Genomic DNA, 24,414 nt, shown 5'->3' with positions numbered 1-24,414 from the left:
GAAGCGGTGCGAGAGGGTGTGTCAGGTTTTAGTGCCACACCCTCGTTCGCACGCGTCAGGCCGTTGCCGTAGACTCGATAAAGTCTTGCGCAAAGCGCTGCAGGACGCCGCCAGCCTTATATATGGAAACCTCTTCCGCCGTGTCGAGACGACAGATGACCGGTACCTCTATGCGTTCGCCGTTTTTGCGGTGAATGGCGAGCGTAAGGGTGGCCAGCGGGGAGGGCGTGCCGATCACGTCGAAGGTTTCGGTACCATCAATGTTCAGCGTCTTGCGTGTGACGCCTGGCTGAAACTCAAGCGGTATCACCCCCATGCCGACCAGGTTGGTGCGGTGGATGCGCTCAAAGCCTTCGGCCGCAATGGCTTCTACACCTGCAAGACGCACTCCTTTGGCGGCCCAGTCACGCGATGAGCCCTGGCCGTAATCTGCGCCCGCAATAATGATGAGGGGTTGCTTGCGCTCCATATAAGTTTCTATGGCCTCCCACATGCGGGTAACTTTACCCTCGGGCTCAATGCGTGCCAACGAGCCTTGCTTAACCTCGCCATTTTCCAGCACCATTTCATTGAGTAATTTGGGGTTGGCAAACGTGGCGCGCTGTGCGGTAAGGTGGTCACCGCGATGGGTGGCATACGAGTTGAAGTCTTCTTCAGGCAGCCCCATTTTGGCCAGGTATTCGCCTGCCGCGCTGCTCGCCAGAATGGCATTAGAGGGCGAAAGGTGGTCGGTAGTAATGTTGTCACCCAGTACGGCCAAGGGGCGCATGCCTTTGAGCGTGCATTCGCGGGCCAGTGCGCCTTCCCAGTACGGCGGGCGTCGTATATAGGTACTTTGGGGGCGCCAGTCATACAGTGGGCTGATTTGCGTGCTGTCGGTTGCACTGACGGCAAACATGGGCTCGTATACCTGGCGGAAATGCTCAGGTTTAACGCTGGCGGCGACGATGGCGTCGATTTCTTCGTCGGTGGGCCAGATGTCTTTCAGCGTGACAGGGTTGCCCTCTTTATCGTGCCCAAGTACATCTTTTTCGATGTCGAACCGTATGGTGCCAGCGATGGCGTAGGCGACCACCAGCGGTGGCGAAGCCAGAAAGGCCTGCTTGGCATAAGGGTGGATGCGGCCATCAAAGTTGCGGTTGCCCGAAAGCACGGCCGTGGCGTACAGGTCGCGGTCTATGACTTCTTTCTGAATTACCGGGTCAAGCGCACCGCTCATGCCATTACAGGTGGTGCAGGCAAAGCCCACAATGCCAAACCCAAGCTGCTCAAGTTCAGGCAACAGTTCGGCATCTTCCAGATACAGTTGCACGGCCTTGGAACCGGGTGCCAAAGATGACTTAACCCAGGGCTTGCGTGTCAGCCCGCGTGCGTTGGCGTTACGTGCCAAAAGGCCGGCTGCAATCACGTTGCGCGGGTTGCTGGTGTTGGTACAGCTGGTAATGGCGGCAATGATAACGGCACCATCGGGCATAAGCCCAGGTTCGTTTTCAACGACTCCCGAAATACCCCGGGCGGCCAGCTCAGAGGTAGGAACACGACGGTGCGGGTTTGACGGGCCGGCGATATTGCGTACAACGCTCGACAGATCAAACTTGAGCACTCGCTCGTATACGGCGGTTTCGAGGCTGTCGGCCCAGAGACCGGCCGTCTTGGCGTACGTTTCTACCAGCTTGACCTGCTCATCATCACGGCCTGTGAGCTTGAGATAGTCAATGGTTTGCTGATCAATGTAGAACATGGCAGCCGTAGCGCCATATTCTGGAGTCATGTTGGAAATGGTTGCACGGTCGCCCAGCGTCAGGCTGGCTGCGCCTTCGCCGTAAAATTCCAGGTAGGACGACACTACTTTCTGGTTGCGCAAAAACTCGGTAAGCGCCAGCACCATGTCAGTCGCCGTGGTGCCTGGTTGCAGCCTGCCGGTCAGTTCAACGCCGATAATATCGGGCAGGCGCATCCAGGAAGCCCGGCCCAGCATGACGCTTTCAGCTTCTAGGCCACCAACACCGATGGCGATGACGCCCAGCGCATCAACGTGAGGTGTGTGGCTGTCGGTGCCTACCAGCGTGTCAGGGAAAGCCACGCCGTCGCGCGCATGGATAACGGGCGACATGCGTTCGAGGTTGATCTGATGCATGATGCCGTTGCCGGGCGGGATGACGTCTACGTTTTTGAACGCTTTTTTGGTCCAGTTGATGAAGTGGAAGCGGTCGTCGTTGCGTCGATCTTCGATGGCACGGTTTTTGGCAAAGGCGTCTTTGTCAAAGCCGCCGTATTCAACGGCAAGCGAGTGATCCACGATAAGTTGCGTGGGCACGACCGGGTTTACCAGAGCAGGGTCACCCCCTTTTTCGGCAATGGCATCGCGCAGGCCGGCCAGGTCGACAAGCGCGGTCTGGCCAAGAATGTCGTGGCACACTACGCGTGCCGGAAACCACGGAAAATCAAGGTCACGACGACGCTCGATAAACTGTATAAGCGAGTCGGTCAGTGTGTCTGGGTCGCAACGACGAACCAGGTTCTCAGCGAAGACGCGTGACGTATAGGGCAGGGTGGCATAAGCACCAGGCTTGATAGCTTCGACCGCTTCACGTGTGTCGAAATAATCGAGCGAGGTGCCAGGCAGGGGTTTGCGATATGCGGTATTCATGGCAGCCAGAAGAAAAAAGGTGGGCAGAAGATGTGTCAGCACAGAAGGCCCGCCGGGCGAGCCTTCTGTGGGGCGTGATCAGCGGCGTTTGCTGATCGGGACAAACTTCTTGTCTTCGGGGCCCACGTAGTTTGCCGTCGGACGGATAATTTTGTTATCGATGCGCTGTTCAATAATGTGCGCAGACCAACCCGCCGTGCGGGCGATAACAAACAGCGGTGTGAACATGGCGGTAGGCACGCCCATCATGTGGTACGACACAGCAGAGAACCAGTCAAGATTGGGGAACATTTTTTTGGCGTCCCACATAACTGTTTCGAGGCGCTCAGCAATGTCAAACATTTTCATGCTGTTCTGGGTCTTTGACAGTTTGCGTGCAACGCCTTTAATGACCTCGTTGCGAGGGTCAGACACGGTATAAACCGGGTGACCAAAGCCGATAATGACTTCTTTACTTTCGACGCGTTTGCGGATGTCAGCCTCGGCATCGTCTGCCGAGTCATAGCGCTTCTGGATTTCGAATGCCACTTCGTTGGCGCCGCCGTGCTTGGGCCCACGCAGCGCACCGATACCGCCGGTAATGGCCGAGTACATGTCGGAACCGGTGCCGGCAATGACGCGGCTGGCGAACGTGGAGGCATTGAACTCATGCTCGGCGTACAGAATAAGCGACGTATGCATGGCGCGCACCCACTCATCGCTGGGTACTTCACCGTGTAGTAGATGCAGAAAGTGGCCGCCAATGCTGTCGTCATCCGTTTCTACGTCGATCACGCGCCCATTATGGCTGTAGTGATACCAGTAAAGCAGGGCCGAACCCAGGCTGGCCATGAGGCGGTCGGCGATATCACGGGCGTCGGGCAGGTTGTGATCGTCTTTTTCAGGCAGAACGCAGCCTAATACCGAAGCGGCTGTGCGCATGACATCCATGGGGTGGCTTGCTGCGGGCAGTGCCTCGAGGGCGATCTGAAGCTGGGCAGGCAGGCCGCGCAAACGACGCAGCTTGGCTTTATAGGCTGCCAGTTCGCTTTTGGTAGGCAGCTTGCCATGAATAAGCAGGTGGGCGATTTCTTCAAATTCGCAGGTTTCGGCGATATCGAGAATGTCGTAGCCGCGATAGTGCAGATCATTGCCGCTGAGCCCGACCGTGCACAGCGCGGTATTGCCGGCGACTACGCCGGATAGCGCGACAGACTTCTTGGGTTTGGGGCCTGTGGCGGGCGCTGCTTTGCTGGCGGCTTTGGTTTGACTGGATTCTTTAGCTTTACGTGTAGCCATGTCGCTGCTCCTGAAAGTTATTTCGATTTGCCTTGTTGGAAGAGGGCATCGAGTCGGGATTCAAACTCGTGGTAACCAATGCGGTCGTACAGTTCGTCGCGGGTCTGCATCAAATCAATAACGCTCTTTTGATGGCCGTCGCGCCTGATGGCGGTGTACACCGCTTCTGCCGCCTTATTCATGGCGCGGAATGCGGATAAAGGATACAACACGATGTCGACGCCGACACTGGCTAACTCGTCGCGCGTAAATAAAGGTGTCTTGCCGAATTCAGTAATGTTGGCCAATACGGGTACGTTCAGTTCTTTCTTGAAGCGCTCGTAAGTGGCGAGGTCGTAAGAGGCTTCGGCAAAAATACCATCGGCACCTGCCTCGACGAAGGCGGCCGACCGCTCCAGCGCGGCATCGACGCCTTCGACGGCGATCGAATCAGTGCGAGCAATAATGAAAAAATCGGGGTCGGTGCGGGCATCGACTGCGGCCTTGATGCGGTCAACCATCTCACCCTTGCTGACAATCTCTTTGCCTGGGCGGTGGCCACAGCGCTTGGCGCCGACCTGGTCTTCGATATGGCAGGCGCCGGCGCCGAATTTGATGAGGCTTTTGATGGTGCGCGCAATATTGAAGGCTGAGGGGCCAAAGCCGGTGTCGATATCGACCATAAGGGGCACATCACACACATCGGTAATGCGACGGATATCCGTGAGTACGTCATCAAGCGTGTTAATGCCCAGGTCTGGCAAGCCCAGTGAGCCTGCGGCGACGCCACCGCCTGACAGATAAATGGCGCGATAGCCCGCACGCTCTGCCAGCAGGGCGTGATTAGCGTTGATGGCGCCAATAACCTGCAAAGGCTGTTCTTCTTTCAGGGCTTGACGAAAGCGGGCACCTGCCGACGCTTGTTTCTGGTTTGCTTCAGACACAGTAGACCTCTCTTGGTTGGTGTGATTCGGTTATTGAACAGATATCAAGCAAAGATTGTGCCAACTTTTTAGCGGACGCAGCGAATAGGCCTGAAACCACGTGTGGCCGGGATTGCGTGCCTGCATGCCCTGCAGAGCAGATCACTTTCACGCCTTAAAGCGATTTTGATTGTTTCATTTGTGAAATAATAACGTTTCAAGTGGTTCATTATCTGAACGTTTCAACGGGAGTGTTCTATGTCTGCGCTGTTTCACCCTTTTTCGGGCGACCGGCTGCGTATCGTGGCTGTAGGGTTTCACGGCCTGCGTGATTTGCTCGAAGAACTGGCACCACAGTACAGCACTATCGCCGAAGTTTCAGTTCTGGACAAGGCATACAGCGATGCGGTGGCCGACATTGCCGCCATGCGCGCTATTCGCCCTGTGGATGCGGTGGTGTCGGCCGGATCGAACGGCAGTTATTTACGACAGCATCTCGACTTGCCCGTGGTTCTGGTCAAGGCTGGTGGGCTGGATATTATGCGCGGCCTGGCCCGCGCATCTCGTAACACGACCCACATTGCGCTCGTCACTTATGGCGATATTGCCCCTGAAGTCAGGCACTTTTGTGACACGTTCGGGCTGCGTGTTGCATTGCGCTCGTACACCACCGAAGAAGATGCTGAAGCCTGCGTGCAAGAGCTCAAGACGCAGGGGGTTCAGGCGATTGTTGCGCCGGGGCTGGTTGTGGATCTGGCGCGCACGTGCGGCCTCGAAGGCGTGCTGTTGTATTCGCAGGGGGCAGTGCGTGAAGCGATGGACGACGCCATCGAGGTGGCGCGCATATCGCGGCTGGAAGCATCGCGGCGCGAAAAGCTCAACACGATTTTGGGCAAGCTTAAAGACGGCGTGGTAGCCGTCAATATGGATGAGCGTATCGAAACCATAAACCCCTCCATGGAGGCCCTGATCGGTCTGCCCGCCACGCAACTGATCGGGCAGCGCCTAAGTGAGGTGAGCGATGCCCTGAGCCTGCAGCAAACCCTGCGTTCAGGCGACACGGAGTCAGAGCAGGTGGAGGAGGTTGGGGGCAAAATCGTTGTTGTGACACGTATGCCTATTATTGAGCAGGGGCGGCAAACGGGCGCCGTATTGGTTTGCCAGGACCCCGTGGTCATCCAGCGTCTGGATCGCAACTTGCGGTCGCGCGCGCAACCGCGGGCCAACATCACCAAATACAGTCTGGACCATCTGGTTGGGCAAAGTCAGGCCATTCGCGACGTCAGGGCTCGTGCGCTCACGTGTGCCCAAAGCGATGCGACGGTGCTGATTATTGGCGAAAGCGGCACGGGCAAAGAGTTGCTGGCACAGGGTATTCATCACGCCGGTGCCCGGCGGGCCCAGCCGTTTGTCGCCGTCAACTGTGCCGCGTTTCCTGAAAGCCTGCTGGAAAGCGAATTGTTCGGGTATGTGGAAGGTGCCTTTACCGGATCAAGTCGTGGCGGCAAGATTGGTTTGTTTGAGGCCGCGCATACCGGTACGATTTTTCTGGATGAAATCGGTGAAATGCCGCCGTCGCTGCAGACTCGGCTATTGCGCGTGTTGCAGGAAAAAGAAGTGCTGCGGCTTGGCTCCACTGAACCGACGCCGGTGGATGTACGCATTATTGCGGCGACACACCGTGATTTGAATGCCCAGGTGCAGGCAGGCGGCTTTCGCCGTGACTTGTTTTATCGCTTGAACATTTTGTTGATCAAGCTGCCGCCACTGCGCGAGCGCAAAGATGATTTGCCGCTGCTGGCTCGGCATCTTCAGGAAAAAGTGGCACAGCGTTTGAGATATCGCAAGCCGGGTGATGATTCTATTGTTGCCGCAATTGTTGACGTCTCACAACATTATGACTGGCCGGGAAACATCCGCGAGCTTGAAAACCTTATTGAGCGTACGCTGGTGTTTCGTTTGCCTTCGTCGTCCAGCAACATTACAGCAGACGAAATTCTGGCCATTGCGCCCGAGCTTTTTACGCATCAAGGTAGGCTCAGACCTGAAGGCGCGAGCGTGGGCGGCTTACAGGGCGGGGCCGGGCGCAGCGATGGTGCGGGGCAGGCTTTTGCACCCCTGGCGCAGGGCCTGAGGCATAAGCGCAGCGCGGCAGAACTGGCACATATTAAGGCGGTGCTCGATGCCTGTCACGGTAACCGAGAGGCCGCCGCTGCCAGGCTGAACATTAGCCGCACTACGCTATGGCGCAAGCTAAAGCAGCTGGGTGAAGGGCAGTGAATAATAGGGCCGCAAGCATAGCGTGAGGGTGTGTTGCCACACTGCTGACACCTATGTTGCGGCGCCATCGTTGCCAAGCCAGCGCATAAAAAACACCCCAAAGCCGGTTGGGCGTGACTTTGGGGTGTTTTGCAAGACCTGTGCGGCATTGAGCTTTTAAGGCTTGACTGCGCTGCCGTTTATCACTGGGCTTTTAAAGCTTGGCCGCGATGCCGCTTATACGTGCAACCTTGCCGTAGCCTGGCCGCGCGGTGTTTTGCCCGGCCAGCCTTTTACTTGAGCAGATCTTTTACGCCGTCGCGCTCTTCGAGCAACTCGTTGAGCGTGAAGTCCATGCGCTCGCGTGAGAAGTCGTCGATTTCCAGGCCTTCTATACGCGTGTACTCGCCGTTTTCGGTGGTAACGGGCACGCCATAGATGATGCCCTCTGGAATACCATAAGAGCCGTCAGAAGGAATGCCCATGGTGACCCATTTGCCCTGGGAGCCCAGCACCCAGTCGTGCACGTGATCAATGGCGGCGTTGGCAGCCGATGCAGCAGACGACAGGCCGCGCGCTTCGATAATGGCTGCGCCGCGTTTGCCTACGGTAGGGATGAATGTGTCGCGCACCCACGCGTCGTCGTTGACGAGCTTGGGCAGGCTTTCACCGTTGATGGTGGCAAAGCGGATATCGGGGTACATGGTGGGGGAGTGATTGCCCCACACAACCAGTTTCTCGATGTCGCCCACGGCCTTGCCGGTTTTGGCAGCCAGTTGCGACAGCGCACGGTTGTGGTCTAGACGCAGCATGGCGGTGAAGTTTTTGGCCGGAAGATCGGGCGCGGACTTCATGGCAATGTAGGCGTTGGTGTTGGCGGGGTTGCCCACGACCAGCACCTTGACGTCGCGGCTGGCCACGTCATTGAGGGCCTTGCCCTGTGCCGTGAAGATCTGTGCGTTAACTTGCAACAGGTCTTTGCGTTCCATGCCTGGGCCACGGGGGCGGGCACCCACCAACAGAGCGACGTCGGCATCTTTGAATGCTTCACGTGCATCGCTATGTGCAGTCATGCTTTGCAGCAAGGGGAACGCGCAATCGTCGAGTTCCATCATGACGCCCTTAAGCGCCTTTTGCGCTTTCTCGTCGGGGATTTCTAGAAGTTGCAGAATGACCGGCTGATCTTGGCCGAGCATTTCGCCCGAGGCGATGCGAAACAGCAATGCGTAACCGATTTGGCCGGCAGCCCCGGTAACAGCGACGCGCATGGCGGGTTTGGACATTAATAATCTCCCGTTTGGGTATTGGAAATATGTGACAGCAACAGTGTAAATCTTTTGGCGTCTGGATTTCAGAGATTGCGTCGGCGGGCGGCGTGTATGGCCGGAGCGGGCCGGCGGCGAAATCTGGGGCCCGGGACGTCGCGCGGGCACAGCGGGGTAGAGTAGCGAATATTGAAACAGGCGTCAAACGTCTTATATCTTATATAAGACAGAAGAGTGTTAGACATAATTTGCCCGGCATGCGAAAATGGCGGGATTCCCTTTAACCAGATATTTTATTCGGCTCGCGCTCTTATCGATCCGTTAAACACTCCGTAACCGTCATGTCCGACTCTCCCGTCACTGATCGCGGCTCTTCCCACGATCGCTCTGCCAGCAGCGCCGCGTTTAGCCCGCTGTATCAGCAGATTAAAGGCTTGCTTTTGCAAAGCCTTGACCGGGGTGAATGGAAGCCTGGCGAAGCCATACCCAGCGAGCTTGACCTTGCTGCACGCTTTCAGGTCAGCCAAGGTACCGTGCGCAAAGCCATTGATGAGCTTGCTGCCGAAAACCTGTTGTTGCGGCGGCAGGGCAAGGGTACGTTTGTGGCCACGCACAGCGAGGCACGTGTACGTTTTCGTTTTCTGCGGCTCACTCCTGACGACGGCGTACAGCCAGTTTCGGGCAGCCAAATTCTAGAATGTCGTCGGCTGCGCGCACCCTCCGACATTGCCGCCCTGCTCGAGCTACGCCACGGTGAAACTGTGGTTAATATGCGCAGAGTGCTGTCATTTAATAAAATACCCACCATTCTTGACGATATCTGGCTGCCTGGTTCCGTGTTCAAGGGGCTCACTGTTGAGTCTCTGGGGCGCATACGCAGTCCGCTCTACGCCATGTTCGAAACTGAATTCGGGGTTAGCATGGTGCGCGCTGAAGAAAAGATCAAAGCGGTCGCCGCTACTGATGAGCAGGCTGCACAGCTTCAGGTGCAGCCCGGCACATCGCTGTTGCGCGTCGAGCGTGTTTCCTACACATACGGTGATCGCCCCATGGAGGTTCGCCGGGGTTTGTACTTAACCGAACGGTTCCATTATCGAAACAGTCTTAACTAGCTGACGGGCCTGCGTCCGTCGACGGTTTATGTTACATACACCCATGTTTCATACCGATTTGATACGTACGCCGTAAATCGGCGAAAATACCAGTTGCGCTTTGCATAAAATTTAATTGTCATCACCCGAGGCCATCATGTCCGATACCGCTTCAAAGCCGCGTCCGCAGTTTCGAAACTTAAATCTTAAACAGCTCATGTCCTACCGCCAGCCGCTGGCGGCCAGGTCATCGATTCTGCATCGCGTCAGTGGCGCTCTGCTCTTTCTCTGTATTCCGCTGGTCATCCTGCCTGTGTTCGCGCTTAGTGTTACCTCGCCGGAAAGCTTTGCAGAAATGCATGCATGGGTCTCCAATCCGCTGTTCAAAATTGTGCTGCTGGTATTGATCTGGGGCTACCTGCACCATTTCTGCGCTGGCATTCGCTATCTTTTGCTTGACCTTCATCTGGGTAATGACAAGCACACCGGCCAGAAAACAGCCGGCGTAGTGTTTGGTGTCAGCCTGGCCCTGACGCTGGTCTTTGGTCTTAAACTGTTTGGGGTGTGGTAATGGCTCAAGAACTTCTCGGTACCAAGCGCCTGGTTGTCGGCGCGCATTATGGCACTGCCGATTTCATCGTCCAGCGTGTTACGGCGGTCATCATGGCCGTTTACACCATTATTCTGGGCCTGGGTATTCTGTTCACCCCCGAGCTTACGTTCGAATCCTGGCGCCATCTGTTTACATTCACCTGTTTCCAGCTTCCCCTCGGGCAGCTGCTGGCAACGCTGGCGTTTCTGTCGGTAGCCTGGCATGCATGGGTTGGCGTGCGTGACATCTGGATGGACTATGTCCGGTCAGCAGGCCTGCGCTTGTTCCTGCAGGCACTCACGCTTTTGTGGCTGGTGGGTTCGATCGTCTTTTTTGCAAAAATTCTCTGGAGTCTATAAGCCGTGGCAGCTGTCAAAACTACTTTACCGCGCCGCCAGTTTGATGTGGTCGTCGTCGGGGCCGGCGGGGCCGGCATGCGTTGCTCTCTGCAACTGGCTCAGGCGGGCCTCTCAGTGGCTGTGCTCACCAAAGTGTTCCCCACCCGTTCACACACGGTTGCTGCACAAGGTGGTGTCAGTGCATCGCTGGGTAACATGAGCGAAGACCACTGGTACTGGCACATGTACGATACCGTCAAGGGCTCCGACTGGCTCGGCGACCAGGACGCTATCGAATTCATGTGTCGCGAAGCGCCAAATGCTGTGTACGAGCTCGAACACTTCGGCATGCCGTTTGACCGTAATGCCGACGGCACAATTTACCAGCGTCCGTTTGGCGGGCACACCGCACGTTTTGGCGAAAAGCCCGTGCAGCGTGCCTGTGCTGCTGCAGACCGTACCGGTCATGCCATGCTACACACGCTGTATCAGCGCAACGTGGCTGCACGCACGCAGTTTTTCGTAGAGTGGATGGCGCTTGATCTGCTGCGCAATCAAGCGGGTGACGTGCTCGGCGTTACAGCACTCGAAATGGAAACCGGCGAAATCTACGTACTTGAGGCCAAGCAAACTGTGCTGGCCACAGGTGGAGCTGGGCGCATCTGGGCGGCTTCCACCAACGCCTTCATCAACACCGGCGACGGTCTGGGCATGGCCGCGCGAGCCGGGCTTCCTCTTGAAGACATGGAATTCTGGCAATTCCACCCCACAGGCGTTGCCGGTGCGGGCGTACTCATCACCGAGGGTGTGCGTGGCGAGGGCGGTATTCTGCTCAATAAAGACGGCGAGCGTTTCATGGAGCGCTATGCGCCAACCCTGAAAGACCTGGCACCGCGCGACTTTGTTTCCCGCTCAATGGACCAAGAAATTAAAGAAGGTCGTGGTTGCGGCGATGGCAGCTATGTCACGCTCAAGCTCGATCATCTGGGCGCCGACACCATCATGAAGCGTCTGCCTTCCATCCGCGAAATTGCCATCAAGTTCGCAAACGTCGACCCCATTAAAGAACCGATTCCGGTAGTGCCGACCATTCACTATCAGATGGGTGGTGTGCCCACCAACCTTTACGGGCAGGTCATGACGTATGCCAACGGCGAAAACACTCCGGTCAACGGTTTGTATGCCATCGGCGAGTGTGCTGCTACATCGGTACACGGCGCCAACCGCCTGGGTACCAACTCCTTGCTCGACCTTATCGTGTTTGGCCGTTCTGCCGGCAATCATATTGTCGAATCGCACCCCGAGCGCCAGCACGCCCATCAAAACATCCCTGAGTCAGCCATCGATGCTTCACTCGATCGCGTCAACAAGGTTGAGTCGCGCTCATCGGGCGAAAACGTTTATCAGGTGCATGACTCCATGCGCAACTGCATGCAGGCGCATTGCGGTGTGTTCCGTACCCTCAAGCTGCTCAACGAGGGCGTTGAGCAAATGGAACAAATCTCCCAGCGTGTTGAGCAGGTGTACTTCAAAGACAAATCCAAGATCTTCAATACAGCGCGTGTAGAAGCGCTTGAGCTTGGCAACATGATCGAAGTTGCTCGCGCAACCACAAAATCGGCCGCCAATCGTTTTGAAAGTCGCGGTGCGCATGCGCTCGATGATTACCCCGAGCGTGACGATGAGAAGTGGCTGCGTCACTCCTTATGGTATTCCGAAGGCAGCCGCCTCGACTACAAGCCAGTGCAATTGAAGCCTCTCTCTGTAGACAGCTTCCCGCCCAAGGCCCGGACATTCTAAGCAGGATATTGAAATGAGCGAAAAACGCGTCGTTAAATTTGAGATCTACCGCTACGATCCTGACAAGGACGAGCGCCCTTACATGCAAAAGCTCGAAGTCGCGCTGCAGCCTACAGATAAAATGCTGCTCGACGCGCTCACGCGCATTAAACATGAAGTCGACGACAGCCTGGCGCTGCGCCGCTCGTGCCGTGAGGGCGTCTGCGGTTCCGATGCCATGAACATCAATGGCAAGAATGGTCTGGCCTGCACGACCAACTTGCGTGAGCTCAAACAGCCTATCGTGCTCAAGCCATTGCCAGGGCTGCCTGTTGTGCGCGATCTTATCGTCGACATGACGCACTTCTTTAACCAGTATCATTCGATCAAGCCATACCTGATCAACGATCAGGCACCTCCCGAGAAGGAGCGTCTGCAGTCGCCCGAGGCGCGCGACGAGCTTAACGGCCTGTACGAATGTATTCTGTGCGCGTGCTGTTCCACTGCCTGCCCGTCATTCTGGTGGAATCCCGACAAGTTCGTTGGGCCCGCAGGTCTGCTGCAAGCGTATCGCTTTATTGTTGATACGCGTGATGAGGCCACGGGCGAGCGTCTCGACAATCTTGAAGACCCTTACCGTCTGTTCCGTTGCCATACCATCATGAACTGTGCTGACGTCTGTCCCAAAGGGCTTAATCCCTCAGCCGCCATTGGCAAGATCAAAGAAATGCTGGTTCGCCGCACTATTTAGCAGGTATTGTCACGTTCATGAAAAAGCTGTCCGAACTCCAACGCGCCCGTCTGCGTTGGCGGGCCCGCAGGGGTCTGCTCGAAAACGACATGATCATTACCCGGTTTCTCGACCGCTTTGAGGTTGAGTTAACCGATGCTGACGTGTCGTCCCTTACTTTGCTGTTCGAGATGGACGACAACGATTTGCTTGATGTATTGCTGGGCCGGACCGAGCCTGAGGGTGTTTACGACACACCCGATATCTGCCGGCTGGTTTCGCAGATGCGAGAGCTGTAATTTTTAAGGAAGATTGTGATGCAATTGTCAGACAAGAAGGCCACGCTATCGTTTTCCGATGACAGCGCGCCTATTGAGTTTCCTGTTTATCAGGGGACGCTTGGGCCCGACGTTATTGACATTCGTAAGCTGTATGGCCAGAGCGGCATGTTTACCTATGACCCTGGCTTTCTCTCGACGGCGTCGTGCGAGTCGGGTATTACCTATATTGATGGCGACAAAGGGCAGCTGCTGTATCGTGGCTACCCAATTGACCAGCTGGCCCAGGGTTACGATTTTCTCGATATTTGCTACTTGATCCTTAATGGCGAATTGCCCACACCGGATCAAAAGCTAGAATTTGACACAACCGTAACGCATCACACCATGGTGCATGAGCAGATGCAGGTGTTTTTGCTCGGTTTCCGTCGCGACGCACACCCTATGGCTGTGCTGACGGGGCTGGTTGGCGCATTGTCGGCTTTCTATCATGATTCCACCGACATCACCAACCCGCATCATCGTCATGTGTCTGCCATTCGCCTTATTGCGAAAATGCCCACGCTGGTGGCCATGGCCTACAAGCACTCGCTTGGTCAGCCATTGATCTACCCGAAAAATGACCTGTCCTACACGGGCAACTTCTTGCGCATGATGTTTGCCACACCGTGCGAAGACTATAAAGTCAACGAAGTAGTAGAGCGTGCACTCGATCGTATTTTTGTTCTGCATGCAGATCACGAACAGAATGCGTCAACCTCTACCGTTCGCCTTTGCGGTTCGTCGGGCACCAATCCGTTTGCTGCGATTGCAGCCGGCGTAGCATGCTTGTGGGGCCCTGCACACGGTGGTGCCAACGAAGCATGCCTGCAAATGCTCGAAGACCTTCAGGCCAACGGCGGTATCGCCAAGGTTGGCGAGTTCATGGAAAAGGTCAAAGACAAAAACTCGGGCGTGCGCCTCATGGGCTTTGGTCACCGCGTGTACAAAAATTATGACCCGCGTGCCAAGCTGATGCAGGAAACCTGCAAAGAAGTGCTCAGTGCACTGGGTCTTGAAAACGACCCCTTGTTCAAACTGGCCATGGAAGTCGAACGCATTGCGCTCGAGGATCCATACTTTGTTGAACGCAAGCTTTACCCCAACGTTGACTTTTACTCCGGTATTGTTCAGCGTGCCATTGGCATTCCCACCTCTTTGTTCACGGCAATTTTCGCCTTGGCTCGTACGGTAGGCTGGATCGCTCAATGGAATGAAATGCTGTCTGACCCTGACTACAAAATCGGCCGCCCACGCCAGTTGTACGACGGTTCGGTGGTTCGCGACGTACCCAAGACGCAATAACGTCGGGGCCTGGGTCCGCAGCAGTAAAAACCCGGCCTGTGCCGGGTTTTTTAGTCTTAAGATCGCTTGTTTGGCAGTTTTGATAGCCTGGTCATGAGCCTGCACTGCTTGAGGCACGGTGAGCAACTCTGCTTACGCGATAAATTCAGCCTATCTACGATCTTTGAGCCTTTTCCCGCAAGGTTCACCAGAGCACAGACAGGCGTACGCGCACCAGAGGATGCGAAAGAACGCGCGGCCGGCGAAAATATGGCGTTAGCTGAAAAGAGGCGAGCAGGGTGGTGCGGAATAAAACAGGGCGGGCATAAAGCCCGCCTTGCTAAGTAAATGCACGGTGATGATGAATCTGCCGCGCGTATGGCCCTTAAAGCGTTACTTGGCCGGCCTCCTGCTGTGCGTCAACCACAGCCAGCGCGGTCATGTTGACGATGCGGCGTACTGTGGCGCTGGTGGTGAGAATATGCACGGGCCGAGCGGCACCGAGCAATACTGGCCCCATGGCAATGCCGTTGCTTCCCGTCATCTTGAGCATGTTGTAGGTGATGTTGCCTGTGTCAAGATTAGGTGCAATCAGCAAGTTGGCTGGCCCCTTTAGCGTTGAGTCGGGGAAGGCGTTCAGACGGATTGCCTCTGACAATGCCGAGTCAGCGTGCATCTCGCCATCGACCTCGAGCGTGGGGACGCGCTCGGCCAATATTTCGCGAGCACGCGCCATTTTCAGCGACGAAGCGGTCTTGCGGCTGCCAAAGTTGGAATGGGAAAGCAGGGCGACTTTTGGCACTACACCAAAGCGCTGCATTTCTGCCGCCGCCAGTATCGTCATGTCGGCGATCTCTTCTGCCGTTGGGTCTTCATTGACGTGTGTGTCGCAAATGAACAGCGTTTGCGTAGGCAACATCAGCACATTCATGGCAGCATAGACCTTTGCATCTTGCTTTAGCCCGATAACCTCGTCCACATAACGCAACTGGTTGTCAAAGCGGCTACTGATCCCGCATATCATGGCGTCGGCATCGCCGCGCTGAAGCAGCATGACGCTAATGAGCGAATTATGCTTGCGCACCATGGCTTTGGCGATTTCGGGCGTTACGCCGTCGCGACCCTTCATTTTGTAGTAGGCCATCCAGGTTTCATTGAAACGGGCGTCATCTTCGGGGTCAACAATATCGATATCGACGCCGACTGTCAGGCGCAGGCCAAATTTTTCAAGGCGCATGTTGATGACCGATGGTCGCCCCACCAATATAGGGTGGCCGATTTTCTCATCGACAATGGTCTGGGCGGCACGCAGCACGCGCTCGTCTTCACCGTCGGCGAAGATGACGCGTTTGGGCGCGCTTTTAGCCTGCATGAACAGAGGGCGCATCAGCTGACCGGTGTGATACACGAAGCTGGTCAACTTGGCGCGATAGGCATCCATGTCTTCAATGGGTCGGCGTGCCACGCCTGAGTCAGCGGCGGCCTGCGCCACGGCGGGGGCTATTTTGACAATCAGGCGAGAGTCGAACGGCTTAGGAATAATGTATTCAGGCCCGAAGGTCAGTTCTTGCCCAGCATAGGCCGTTGCAACCTCGTCGTTTTGCTCTGCTTGAGCAAGCTCGGCAATGGCAGTGACAGCGGCCAGCTTCATTTCTTCATTGATGATGGTGGCACCACAATCGAGTGCGCCCCTGAAGATGAAAGGAAAGCAGAGTACGTTGTTGACCTGGTTGGGGTAGTCAGACCGGCCGGTGGCGACAATGCAGTCAGGTCGGGCTGCCTTGGCAATTTCAGGACGTATTTCGGGCTCGGGGTTGGCAAGCGCAAGAATGAGCGGGCTGGAGGCCATGGAAGTGACCATTTCCGCCTTGAGCACGCCTGGTGCCGAGCACCCCAGAAACACATCTGCATTCTGGCAAACATCGGCAAGCGTACGCGCTTCGGTGTCTTGCGCGTAGCGTGCTTTATTAGGTTCCATAGCGGCATCACGGCCTTTGGTGATGACGCCACGCGAGTCGACCACGAAAACGTTTTCACGCTTGATGCCCAGATGCACCAGCAAATCGAGGCAGGCGATGGCTGCCGCACCCGCACCTGAACACACCAGCTTGACCTGACCGATTTCCTTTTTTACGACCTTGAGGCCATTGAGAATGGCGGCGGCTGAAATAATGGCCGTGCCGTGCTGATCGTCATGAAAGACAGGTATCTTCATGCGCGCGCGCAGTTTTTTCTCAATATAAAAGCACTCTGGCGCCTTGATGTCTTCGAGGTTGACGCCGCCTAGCGTTGGTTCGAGCGCTGCAATAATGTCAACCAGTTTGTCGGGATCGTTTTCGTCAAGCTCGATATCAAAAACATCAATGCCGGCAAACTTTTTGAACAAACAGGCTTTGCCCTCCATGACGGGCTTGGAAGCCAGTGGCCCGATGTTGCCCAGGCCCAGAACAGCGGTGCCATTGGTGATGACGCCAACCAGGTTGGCACGGGACGTGTACATGGCTGCTGCGTTATCGCCTTCGGCATGAATGGCCATGCAGGCAATAGCGACGCCGGGTGAATAAGCCAGCGATAAATCATCCTGATTTGCCAGCGGCTTGGTAGGCATGACGGAGATTTTGCCTGGTGTAGGGTAGGCGTGGTAATCGAGGGCGAGCTTGGTGAGATCGGCGTTGGCGTCCATGGGTGAGTGCTCCTGAATAGATTAGAAAACGTACATTACATGTTCTGAACCGCTTTTGGCGAGATTTGCTCACAGCTTGCAACAAGGGTGTTTGATTATGCCAACGGAATCGCCGTATACCTGCGTTTCCGGCCCTCCAGTTTAGGTCTGCACAGAGCATCAAGGGTATACTAACGTGAATACGGCTAATTAAGGCGTCGTACAAGTTGCCTTCTGCCCCCGCTATCCGCTAATCGGTCTGGCCGTGTCGCGGAAGGTTGTCCCCTGCACTATAACGAGTGAGGCACTCGGATAGGTGAAGCGAATATATGTCATCGGTACAAGAACTTTTATCTAATTCTTATTTGTTTGGCAGTAATGCTCCATATGTCGAGGAGCTCTACGAGTCATACCTCGATAATCCAGGTTCGGTTTCTGAACCCTGGCGCAATTACTTCGACCAGCTTCAACATCTTCCGGCCACCGATGGCAGCGAGGTTACTCGCGATCAGCCTCACGCCCCAATTGTTGAATCGTTCGCTCAACGCGCCAAAGAAAACAAATTTGTTGTTCACACTCAGCAGGCAGACCTGACGTTTGCCGGCAAGCAGGTGTATGTTCAGTCGATTATCGCGGCGTACCGTTCACTGGGCGCCCGCATTGCCAATCTTGACCCACTCAAGCGCGCAGATCGGCCTGACATCCCCGAACTCGATCCGGCCTTCTATGGTTTAACCGCCTCTGATCTTGACCAGGTTTATTCGGCCACCAATACGTATTTCACCAAAGCCGACACCATGACCATGCGCGACATGCTCAAGGCCTTGCGTGATACCTATTGCGGCAATATCGGCGCCGAGTTCATGCATATTTCTGATCCAACGGCCAAACGTTGGATCCAAGAACGCCTCGAGTCTACGCTGGGCGTGCCTTCGCTTACCGCTGATGAAAAACGCCATGTTCTGCAGCAGATTACCGAGGCCGAAGGCATTGAGCGTTTTCTGCATACCAAGTACGTAGGGCAGAAGCGCTTTTCGCTTGAGGGTGGCGAGTCGTTTATCGCCTCTATGGATGAGGTTGTTAATCACGCAGGTGAAAACGGTGTTCAGGAAATCATCGTGGGCATGGCCCACCGTGGTCGCCTGAATATGCTGGTGAACATCATGGGCAAAATGCCCGGTGATCTGTTCGCCGAGTTTGAAGGCAAGCACCCTGATGGCCTGACCGACGGCGACGTCAAGTATCACAACGGTTTTTCCAGCGACCTGTCCACACGTGGCGGTCCGGTGCACCTTTCACTGGCATTTAACCCATCGCACCTCGAAATCGTAAACCCGGTTGTAGAAGGCAGCGTGCGCGCCCGTCAAGATCGCCGTGGCGATGTTGAGGGGCTGCAGGTGTTGCCTGTGCTGGTGCATGGTGACGCAGCCTTTGCCGGTCAGGGTGTTGTCATGGAAACCCTTAACATGGCCCAGACGCGCGGCTATGGTACGGGCGGTACCCTGCATATCGTCATCAACAACCAGATCGGTTTCACAACGTCTGACCCACGCGATACGCGTTCCACCCTGTATTGCACCGACGTGGTAAAAATGATCGAGGCGCCGGTTTTTCATGTAAATGGCGACGATCCCGAAGCGGTCGTGTACGTGACGCAGCTTGCTCTCGATTACCGCATGCAGTTTCATCACGACGTCGTTGTAGACATCATCTGCTTCCGTAAACTGGGTCACAACGAGCAGGACACCCCCTCGCTGACTCAGCCGCTTATGTACAAGAGCATAGGCAAGCACCCCGGTACCCGCAAGGTTTATGCCGACAAGCTGGTTACGCAAGGCATTCTGGCCGAAAACGAGCCCGACGACATGGTCAAGGCCTATCGCCAGCTCATGGAAGATGGTCAGCGCACCATCGAGCCGGTGCTTACCGATTACAAAAACAAGTACGCCACTGACTGGACGCCATTTCTGGGCGCCAAATGGACAGACCAGGCTGACACCGCCTTGCCGGCAGCCGAGCTTACCCGTATTGGCGAGCGCCTGACCATGGTGCCCGAAAATTTCACCGTGCACTCGCTGGTTGAAAAACTGCTTACTGAACGCCGCAAAATGGCTCGGGGCGAGCACAATATCGATTGGGGCATGGGCGAGCATCTGGCGTTTGCCACCCTGGTGAGCAATGGCTATGCCATTCGCATTACTGGGCAAGACTCAGGTCGCGGTACGTTTACGCATCGACATGCTGTATTGCATGACCAAAAGCGCGAACGCTGGAATGATGGGACGTATATTCCGCTGCAAAATGTCTCTGACAACCAGGCGCCGTTTACCGTCATTGACTCTGTTCTTTCAGAAGAAGCTGTGCTGGCCTTTGAGTATGGCTACGCTACCGCTGAGCCCAACACACTAACCATCTGGGAAGCGCAGTTCGGCGACTTCGTCAATGGTGCGCAAGTCGTTATCGACCAGTTCATCACGTCGGGTGAAGCCAAGTGGGGCCGTCAGTGCGGGCTCACACTCATGCTGCCGCATGGTTACGAAGGACAGGGCCCTGAGCACTCATCGGCCCGTATCGAACGTTTCCTGCAACTGTGTGCTGACAACAACATTCAGGTGGCACAGCCCACCAACGGCGCGCAGATTTTTCATCTGTTACGTCGTCAAATGATCCGGCCCTTCCGCAAGCCGCTGGTCATACTGACGCCTAAGTCGTTGCTGCGCAACAAGTCAGCTGCATCGCCACTCGAAGACTTGGCCACAGGTCAGTTCCTGACCGTCATTGGCGAAACTGACGCTGCGATTGTTCCAGAGAATGTCAGGCGCGTAATAGCGTGTTCGGGCAAGGTTTACTACGACCTCATCCATGCGCGCCAAGAGGGTGAGCACAACGACGTCGCCATTTTGCGTGTTGAGCAACTGTACCCCTTTGCCCACAAAGCCTTCCAGGCCGAACTGCAAAAGTACCCGAATGCCAAGGAAGTTGTGTGGACGCAAGACGAGCCACAAAACCAGGGGCCCTGGTTTTATATTCAGCATCATTTGTACGAGAATATGGCTGAAGGGCAAAGGCTGGGTTACGCGGGCCGTCAGGCATCTGCTTCGCCTGCCGTGGGCTACCTGGCAAAGCACCAGGAGCAACAGCGCAATCTGCTTGAACAGGCGCTTTCCGCCAAGTTCAAGGGCTTCATGCTGACCAAATAACGTACAGATCTAAAACTACAAACGGAATACATATCATGGCAATTACAGACGTTCTCGTACCCCAGCTTTCTGAATCGATTTCGGAAGCAACCTTGCTCGAGTGGAAAAAACAGCCTGGCGAAATGGTTGAGGCTGACGAGATTCTGATCGAGGTCGAAACTGACAAGGTGGTGCTTGAGGTGCCTGCTCCTGCGTCTGGCGTTCTTAAAGAAATCGTCAAAGGCGATGGCAGTACGGTAACTTCGGGTGAAGTGCTGGCGCGTATCGACACCGATGCCAAAGCCGCCGCAGCGCCCGCCGAAAAGCCAGCCGATGCGCCAGCACCGCAGGCCGAGGCTGCCGCCTCGGCGCCGACCGCCTCGGCAAAGTCGGCCGTCGCTTCGCCCGCCGCTGGCAAAATTTTGGCTGAAAAAGGCGTAGACCCATCCAGTGTCGACGGCACTGGCCGTGGCGGTCGCATTACCAAGGGTGATGCGCTTGAGGCTGGCACTGCGCCCGCCAAGAAAGCCGCTGCCCCAGTCGCTGCACCGGCCCTGTCGCTCGACGGGCGCCCTGAGCAGCGCGTACCCATGAGCCGACTGCGTGCCCGTGTGGCCGAGCGCCTCATTCAATCGCAATCTGAAAACGCCATATTGACGACGTTTAACGAAGTCAATATGCAGGGCATTCTTGATGTGCGCAAGCGCTACAAAGACCAGTTCGAAAAAGAGCACGGCGTCAAGCTGGGTTTTACGTCGTTCTTCGTCAAGGCAGCGGTTGCTGCACTGAAAAAATACCCGGTGGTCAATGCTTCCGTTGATGGCAAAGACATTATTTACCATGGTTACTTCGACATCGGCATCGCTGTCGGCAGCCCGCGTGGTCTGGTTGTACCCATTTTGCGCAACGCCGACCAAATGTCGATTGCCGAAATTGAGAAGCAGATCGCCAACTTCGGCACGCGTGCCCGTGACGGCAAGCTGACGCTTGAAGAACTCACTGGTGGCACGTTCTCCATCTCCAACGGTGGGGTGTTTGGCTCCATGCTTTCCACTCCCATCATCAACCCGCCTCAGTCGGCCATTCTTGGTATTCATGCCACTAAAGACCGGGCAGTTGTTGAGAATGGCCAGATTGTCATCCGGCCCATGAACTACCTCGCTCTGTCTTATGACCACCGTATTATTGATGGCCGTGAAGCGGTGCTGGCTTTGGTCGCCATGAAAGAAGCGCTTGAAGATCCGCAGCGCCTGTTGCTCGATCTGTAAGCCGCGTGCCGAAGCGGGTCTGATACAGGCCCCGGCAGCGTCCCGTGCAACGGACTGCGGTCGGGGCTTTTTCGGGCCTGCTCCAACGATAACGGAAGCGTGTTGAGTGCACCGCCGCTTTCCCCTGACGCGTGAGCCTGTTCAAGGTTTGCGTCAACTCTATGAAACCGAGAAATCATTATGGCAAAACAATTTGACGTAGTCGTGATTGGCGCGGGCCCCGGCGGGTATATTGCCGCCATCCGCGCCGCGCAACTAGGCATGTCGGTAGCGTGCATCGATGCATGGAGTACCTCCGACGGCAAGCCTGCCCCTGGTGGTGCTTGCACCAACGTAGGGTGCATCCCCTCCAAAGCGCTGCTGCAGTCGTCCGAATATTATGAACAGGTCAATGAGCACTTCGAAGACCACGGCATCGAAGTCAAAGACGTCAAGCTCAAGCTCAACAAGCTTCTTGGTCGCAAAGACTCTGTCGTCAAAGAAAACAACGAAGGCATTCTGTATCTGCTCAAAAAGAACAAGGTCACCTTCTTTCATGGCATGGGTTCGTTTGTTGCCCATGTGGACGGCGGCTGGAGCATTAAGGTTGCCGGCAAGAAAGACGAAGACCTGGTGTCCAAGCATGTAATCATTGCCACCGGCTCATCGCCTCGCGAACTGCCTGGTCTGCCGTTCGACGAAGAACAGGTGCTGTCCAATGATGGTGCGCTGCGCATTCCCTCGGTGCCCAAGAAGCTTGGGGTTATTGGTGCGGGCGTTATCGGCCTTGAACTCGGCAGCGTGTGGCGTCGGCTTGGTTCAGAGGTTACCGTGCTCGAAGCCATGCCCGATTTTCTGGCTGCGGTAGACCAACAGGTAGCCAAAGAAGCCCAGAAGCAGCTGGCCAAGCAAGGGCTCGATATTCAAACTGGTGTAAAGATCGGCGAGATCAAAGCCACGTCCAAATCTGTCACCGTACCGTACACCGATGCCAAAGGCGAAGAGCAAACGCTCACTTTCGATAAGCTCATCGTTTCTATTGGTCGCGTTCCCAATGTTGAAGGCTTGGGTGTTGATACCGTAGGCCTGAAGCGCGATGAGCGCGGCTTTATTGTTGTAGACGACGAATGCAAGACCAACCTGCCCAATGTGTGGGCGGTGGGTGACGTAGTGCGTGGGCCCATGCTGGCGCACAAAGCCGAAGAAGAGGGGGTTGCCGTGGCCGAGCGTATTGCTGGTCAGCACGGCCATGTCAATTTTGGCACAATCCCTTGGGTCATTTATACGTCGCCCGAGATCGCCTGGGTTGGCAAAAACGAACAGCAGCTCAAGACCGAAGGCCGGGCCTACAAGGCCGGCAGTTTTCCGTTTATGGCAAACGGTCGCGCACGCGCGCTGGGTAACACCACGGGCTTTGTCAAAGTGCTTGCCGATGCCAAAACAGATGAAGTGCTGGGCGTGCACATTATCGGGCCGCAGGCTTCCGAGCTCATTGCCGAAGCAGTTACCATTATGGAGTTCCGAGGTGCTGCCGAAGATATAGCACGCATCTGCCATGCGCACCCCACGCTTTCTGAGTCGCTCAAAGAGGCCGCATTGGCCGTCGATAAGCGTTCGCTCAACTTCTGATCGCAGGGCTGGTAACGGCCCTGGCATGCAGGAAAAGGGCGGGCAGGTGCTCGCCCTTTTCTCTTTTGGAGGCGCCCCACTGAGCGCCAAAATCATCCGGTTGCTTTATGAATGTCCGTAAGTACTACCATCAGGCCCTGCAAGAACGAGGCTATACGCCCGATGAGGCGCAAGAAGCGGCCATTGATCGTTTGCAGTTGTATTACGATGAATGGGTCAACTTCAAGTCAGCCCGGTCGTCGACATTCAGGAGACTATTCAAAAGGCCTGATGTGCCACGCGGCGTGTACATGTGGGGCGGTGTGGGGCGCGGCAAAAGCTTTCTTATGGACGCGTTTTATCTTACTGTGCCGGTAAAGCGCAAAACCCGTATCCACTTTCATGAGTTTATACGCGGCGTTCATCGTGAGCTTGGCGAGGTGCGGGGGCAGCAAGACCCGCTTGACGAGGTTGCACTTCGTATCGCCAAGAAGTACCGCCTGATCTGTTTTGATGAGTTTCACGTGTCTGACGTGGCCGATGCCATGATTTTGTATCGGCTGCTGCTCAAGCTGTTCGAGCATGGCACTTCGTTTGTGATGACGTCTAACTACGAGCCTTCTACCTTGTATCCGGATGGTTTGCATCGCGATCGCATTCTGCCGGCCATAAAGTTGATTCAGGATCGTATGGATGTCATGAACGTAGACACTGGCGTGGATTACCGCCGGCGTGCGCTTGAGCAAGTGCGTATGTATCTGACGCCCATTACCGCTGATACCAATAACGAATTGCAGGCGATTTTTGATCGCCTGCTTGATACGGCGCCCATGAAGCCCGTACTGACGGTTGAGCACCGGGAAATCAAGGCGATTGCGCTGGGCGGTGGCATTGTCTGGTTTGACTTTGCCACCCTGTGTGGCGGCCCGCGTTCGCAAAACGATTACCTTGATCTCGCCAGTCGCTTTCATACCGTGATACTTTCAGACGTGCCCCGCATGGCAGCACGCAATGCGTCAGAAGCCCGCCGCTTTACCTGGCTGATTGATGTGTTTTACGATCACAAAATCAAGCTTGTTATCTCTGCGGAGTGCCCGGCCGACGAGCTGTACGTTCAGGGGCCCATGTCTAACGAGTTTTATCGCACCGTGTCGCGCATTCTTGAAATGCAGTCACGCGAATACCTGGAATCTGACCGGCGCGAAGCCGTGGTGTTGTAGCACAGTGCCGTAC

At 55.8% G+C, this 24,414-nt stretch carries 17 protein-coding genes; 12 read left to right on the top strand and 5 right to left on the bottom strand.

The window, feature by feature from the left end; all coding sequences use genetic code 11:
- Positions 1-55: 55 nt before the first annotated feature.
- From acnD to prpB, 3 genes are all read right to left on the bottom strand, one after another.
- Positions 56-2,650: a Fe/S-dependent 2-methylisocitrate dehydratase AcnD gene (gene acnD / locus FQ179_RS21575; protein ID WP_149399938.1), complete on the bottom strand. Its 2,595-nt coding sequence runs from the start codon at positions 2,648-2,650 to the stop codon at positions 56-58.
- Between the two features lie 78 nt (positions 2,651-2,728).
- Positions 2,729-3,928, bottom strand: coding sequence for a 2-methylcitrate synthase (prpC, locus tag FQ179_RS21570; protein ID WP_149399721.1), 1,200 nt, complete (start codon positions 3,926-3,928; stop codon positions 2,729-2,731).
- A 17-nt stretch (positions 3,929-3,945) separates the two neighbouring features.
- Positions 3,946-4,851: a methylisocitrate lyase gene (gene prpB, locus FQ179_RS21565; protein ID WP_149399719.1), complete on the bottom strand. Its 906-nt coding sequence runs from the start codon at positions 4,849-4,851 to the stop codon at positions 3,946-3,948.
- A gap of 237 nt (positions 4,852-5,088) precedes the next feature.
- Between prpB and prpR the strand changes: the two genes are divergently transcribed.
- Complete coding sequence (gene prpR, locus FQ179_RS21560) at positions 5,089-7,110, top strand: propionate catabolism operon regulatory protein PrpR (RefSeq protein ID WP_149399717.1); 2,022 nt, start codon at positions 5,089-5,091, stop codon at positions 7,108-7,110.
- A 272-nt stretch (positions 7,111-7,382) separates the two neighbouring features.
- Here the strand turns inward: prpR and FQ179_RS21555 are convergent, their stop codons facing one another.
- A complete protein-coding gene (locus FQ179_RS21555; protein ID WP_149399715.1) occupies positions 7,383-8,372 on the bottom strand; it encodes a malate dehydrogenase in 990 nt (329 codons plus the stop codon).
- A 323-nt stretch (positions 8,373-8,695) separates the two neighbouring features.
- Between FQ179_RS21555 and FQ179_RS21550 the strand changes: the two genes are divergently transcribed.
- From FQ179_RS21550 to gltA, 7 genes are all read left to right on the top strand, one after another.
- A complete protein-coding gene (locus FQ179_RS21550) occupies positions 8,696-9,466 on the top strand; it encodes a GntR family transcriptional regulator (protein WP_149399713.1) in 771 nt (256 codons plus the stop codon).
- 136 nt (positions 9,467-9,602) lie between these two features.
- On the top strand, positions 9,603-10,016 hold the full coding sequence (gene sdhC / locus FQ179_RS21545) for a succinate dehydrogenase, cytochrome b556 subunit (RefSeq protein ID WP_149399712.1): 414 nt from the start codon (positions 9,603-9,605) through the stop codon (positions 10,014-10,016).
- The gene (gene sdhD, locus FQ179_RS21540; protein WP_149399710.1) at positions 10,016-10,396 is read left to right on the top strand and encodes a succinate dehydrogenase, hydrophobic membrane anchor protein; all 381 of its coding nucleotides are present in this window, start codon (positions 10,016-10,018) and stop codon (positions 10,394-10,396) included. Before sdhC ends, sdhD begins: the two co-directional genes overlap by 1 nt.
- 3 nt (positions 10,397-10,399) lie before the next feature.
- Entirely contained in the window at positions 10,400-12,175 is a 1,776-nt protein-coding gene (gene sdhA / locus FQ179_RS21535; protein WP_149399708.1) for a succinate dehydrogenase flavoprotein subunit, read from the top strand.
- Between the two features lie 13 nt (positions 12,176-12,188).
- Entirely contained in the window at positions 12,189-12,905 is a 717-nt protein-coding gene (locus tag FQ179_RS21530) for a succinate dehydrogenase iron-sulfur subunit (protein WP_149399706.1), read from the top strand.
- A gap of 17 nt (positions 12,906-12,922) precedes the next feature.
- A complete protein-coding gene (locus FQ179_RS21525; protein WP_149399704.1) occupies positions 12,923-13,183 on the top strand; it encodes a succinate dehydrogenase assembly factor 2 in 261 nt (86 codons plus the stop codon).
- A gap of 18 nt (positions 13,184-13,201) precedes the next feature.
- Positions 13,202-14,506, top strand: a complete 1,305-nt coding sequence (gltA, locus tag FQ179_RS21520) for a citrate synthase (RefSeq protein ID WP_149399702.1) — start codon at positions 13,202-13,204, stop codon at positions 14,504-14,506.
- A 364-nt stretch (positions 14,507-14,870) separates the two neighbouring features.
- Here gltA and FQ179_RS21515 read toward each other — a convergent pair whose 3' ends face one another.
- Positions 14,871-17,168 carry an NADP-dependent malic enzyme gene (locus FQ179_RS21515; RefSeq protein WP_149399700.1) on the bottom strand — a complete coding sequence of 766 codons (2,298 nt, stop codon included), beginning with the start codon at positions 17,166-17,168 and terminating at the stop codon, positions 14,871-14,873.
- A gap of 308 nt (positions 17,169-17,476) precedes the next feature.
- Here FQ179_RS21515 and FQ179_RS21510 point away from each other — a divergent pair, with 308 nt between their 5' ends.
- The 4 genes from FQ179_RS21510 (at position 17,477) to zapE (ending at position 24,401) form a co-directional block, all read left to right on the top strand.
- Positions 17,477-20,347 carry a 2-oxoglutarate dehydrogenase E1 component gene (locus FQ179_RS21510; RefSeq protein WP_149399698.1) on the top strand — a complete coding sequence of 957 codons (2,871 nt, stop codon included), beginning with the start codon at positions 17,477-17,479 and terminating at the stop codon, positions 20,345-20,347.
- A 35-nt stretch (positions 20,348-20,382) separates the two neighbouring features.
- Complete coding sequence (gene odhB / locus FQ179_RS21505) at positions 20,383-21,594, top strand: 2-oxoglutarate dehydrogenase complex dihydrolipoyllysine-residue succinyltransferase (RefSeq protein WP_149399696.1); 1,212 nt, start codon at positions 20,383-20,385, stop codon at positions 21,592-21,594.
- Between the two features lie 180 nt (positions 21,595-21,774).
- Positions 21,775-23,202, top strand: a complete 1,428-nt coding sequence (gene lpdA / locus FQ179_RS21500) for a dihydrolipoyl dehydrogenase (RefSeq protein WP_149399694.1) — start codon at positions 21,775-21,777, stop codon at positions 23,200-23,202.
- A gap of 107 nt (positions 23,203-23,309) precedes the next feature.
- Complete coding sequence (gene zapE / locus FQ179_RS21495; protein WP_149399693.1) at positions 23,310-24,401, top strand: cell division protein ZapE; 1,092 nt, start codon at positions 23,310-23,312, stop codon at positions 24,399-24,401.
- Positions 24,402-24,414 lie beyond the last annotated feature (13 nt).

This window comes from Pusillimonas sp. ANT_WB101 (assembly GCF_008369125.1).
GTDB lineage: Bacteria > Pseudomonadota > Gammaproteobacteria > Burkholderiales > Burkholderiaceae_B > Allopusillimonas.
This window is presented reverse-complemented; position numbering and strand designations above follow the sequence as displayed.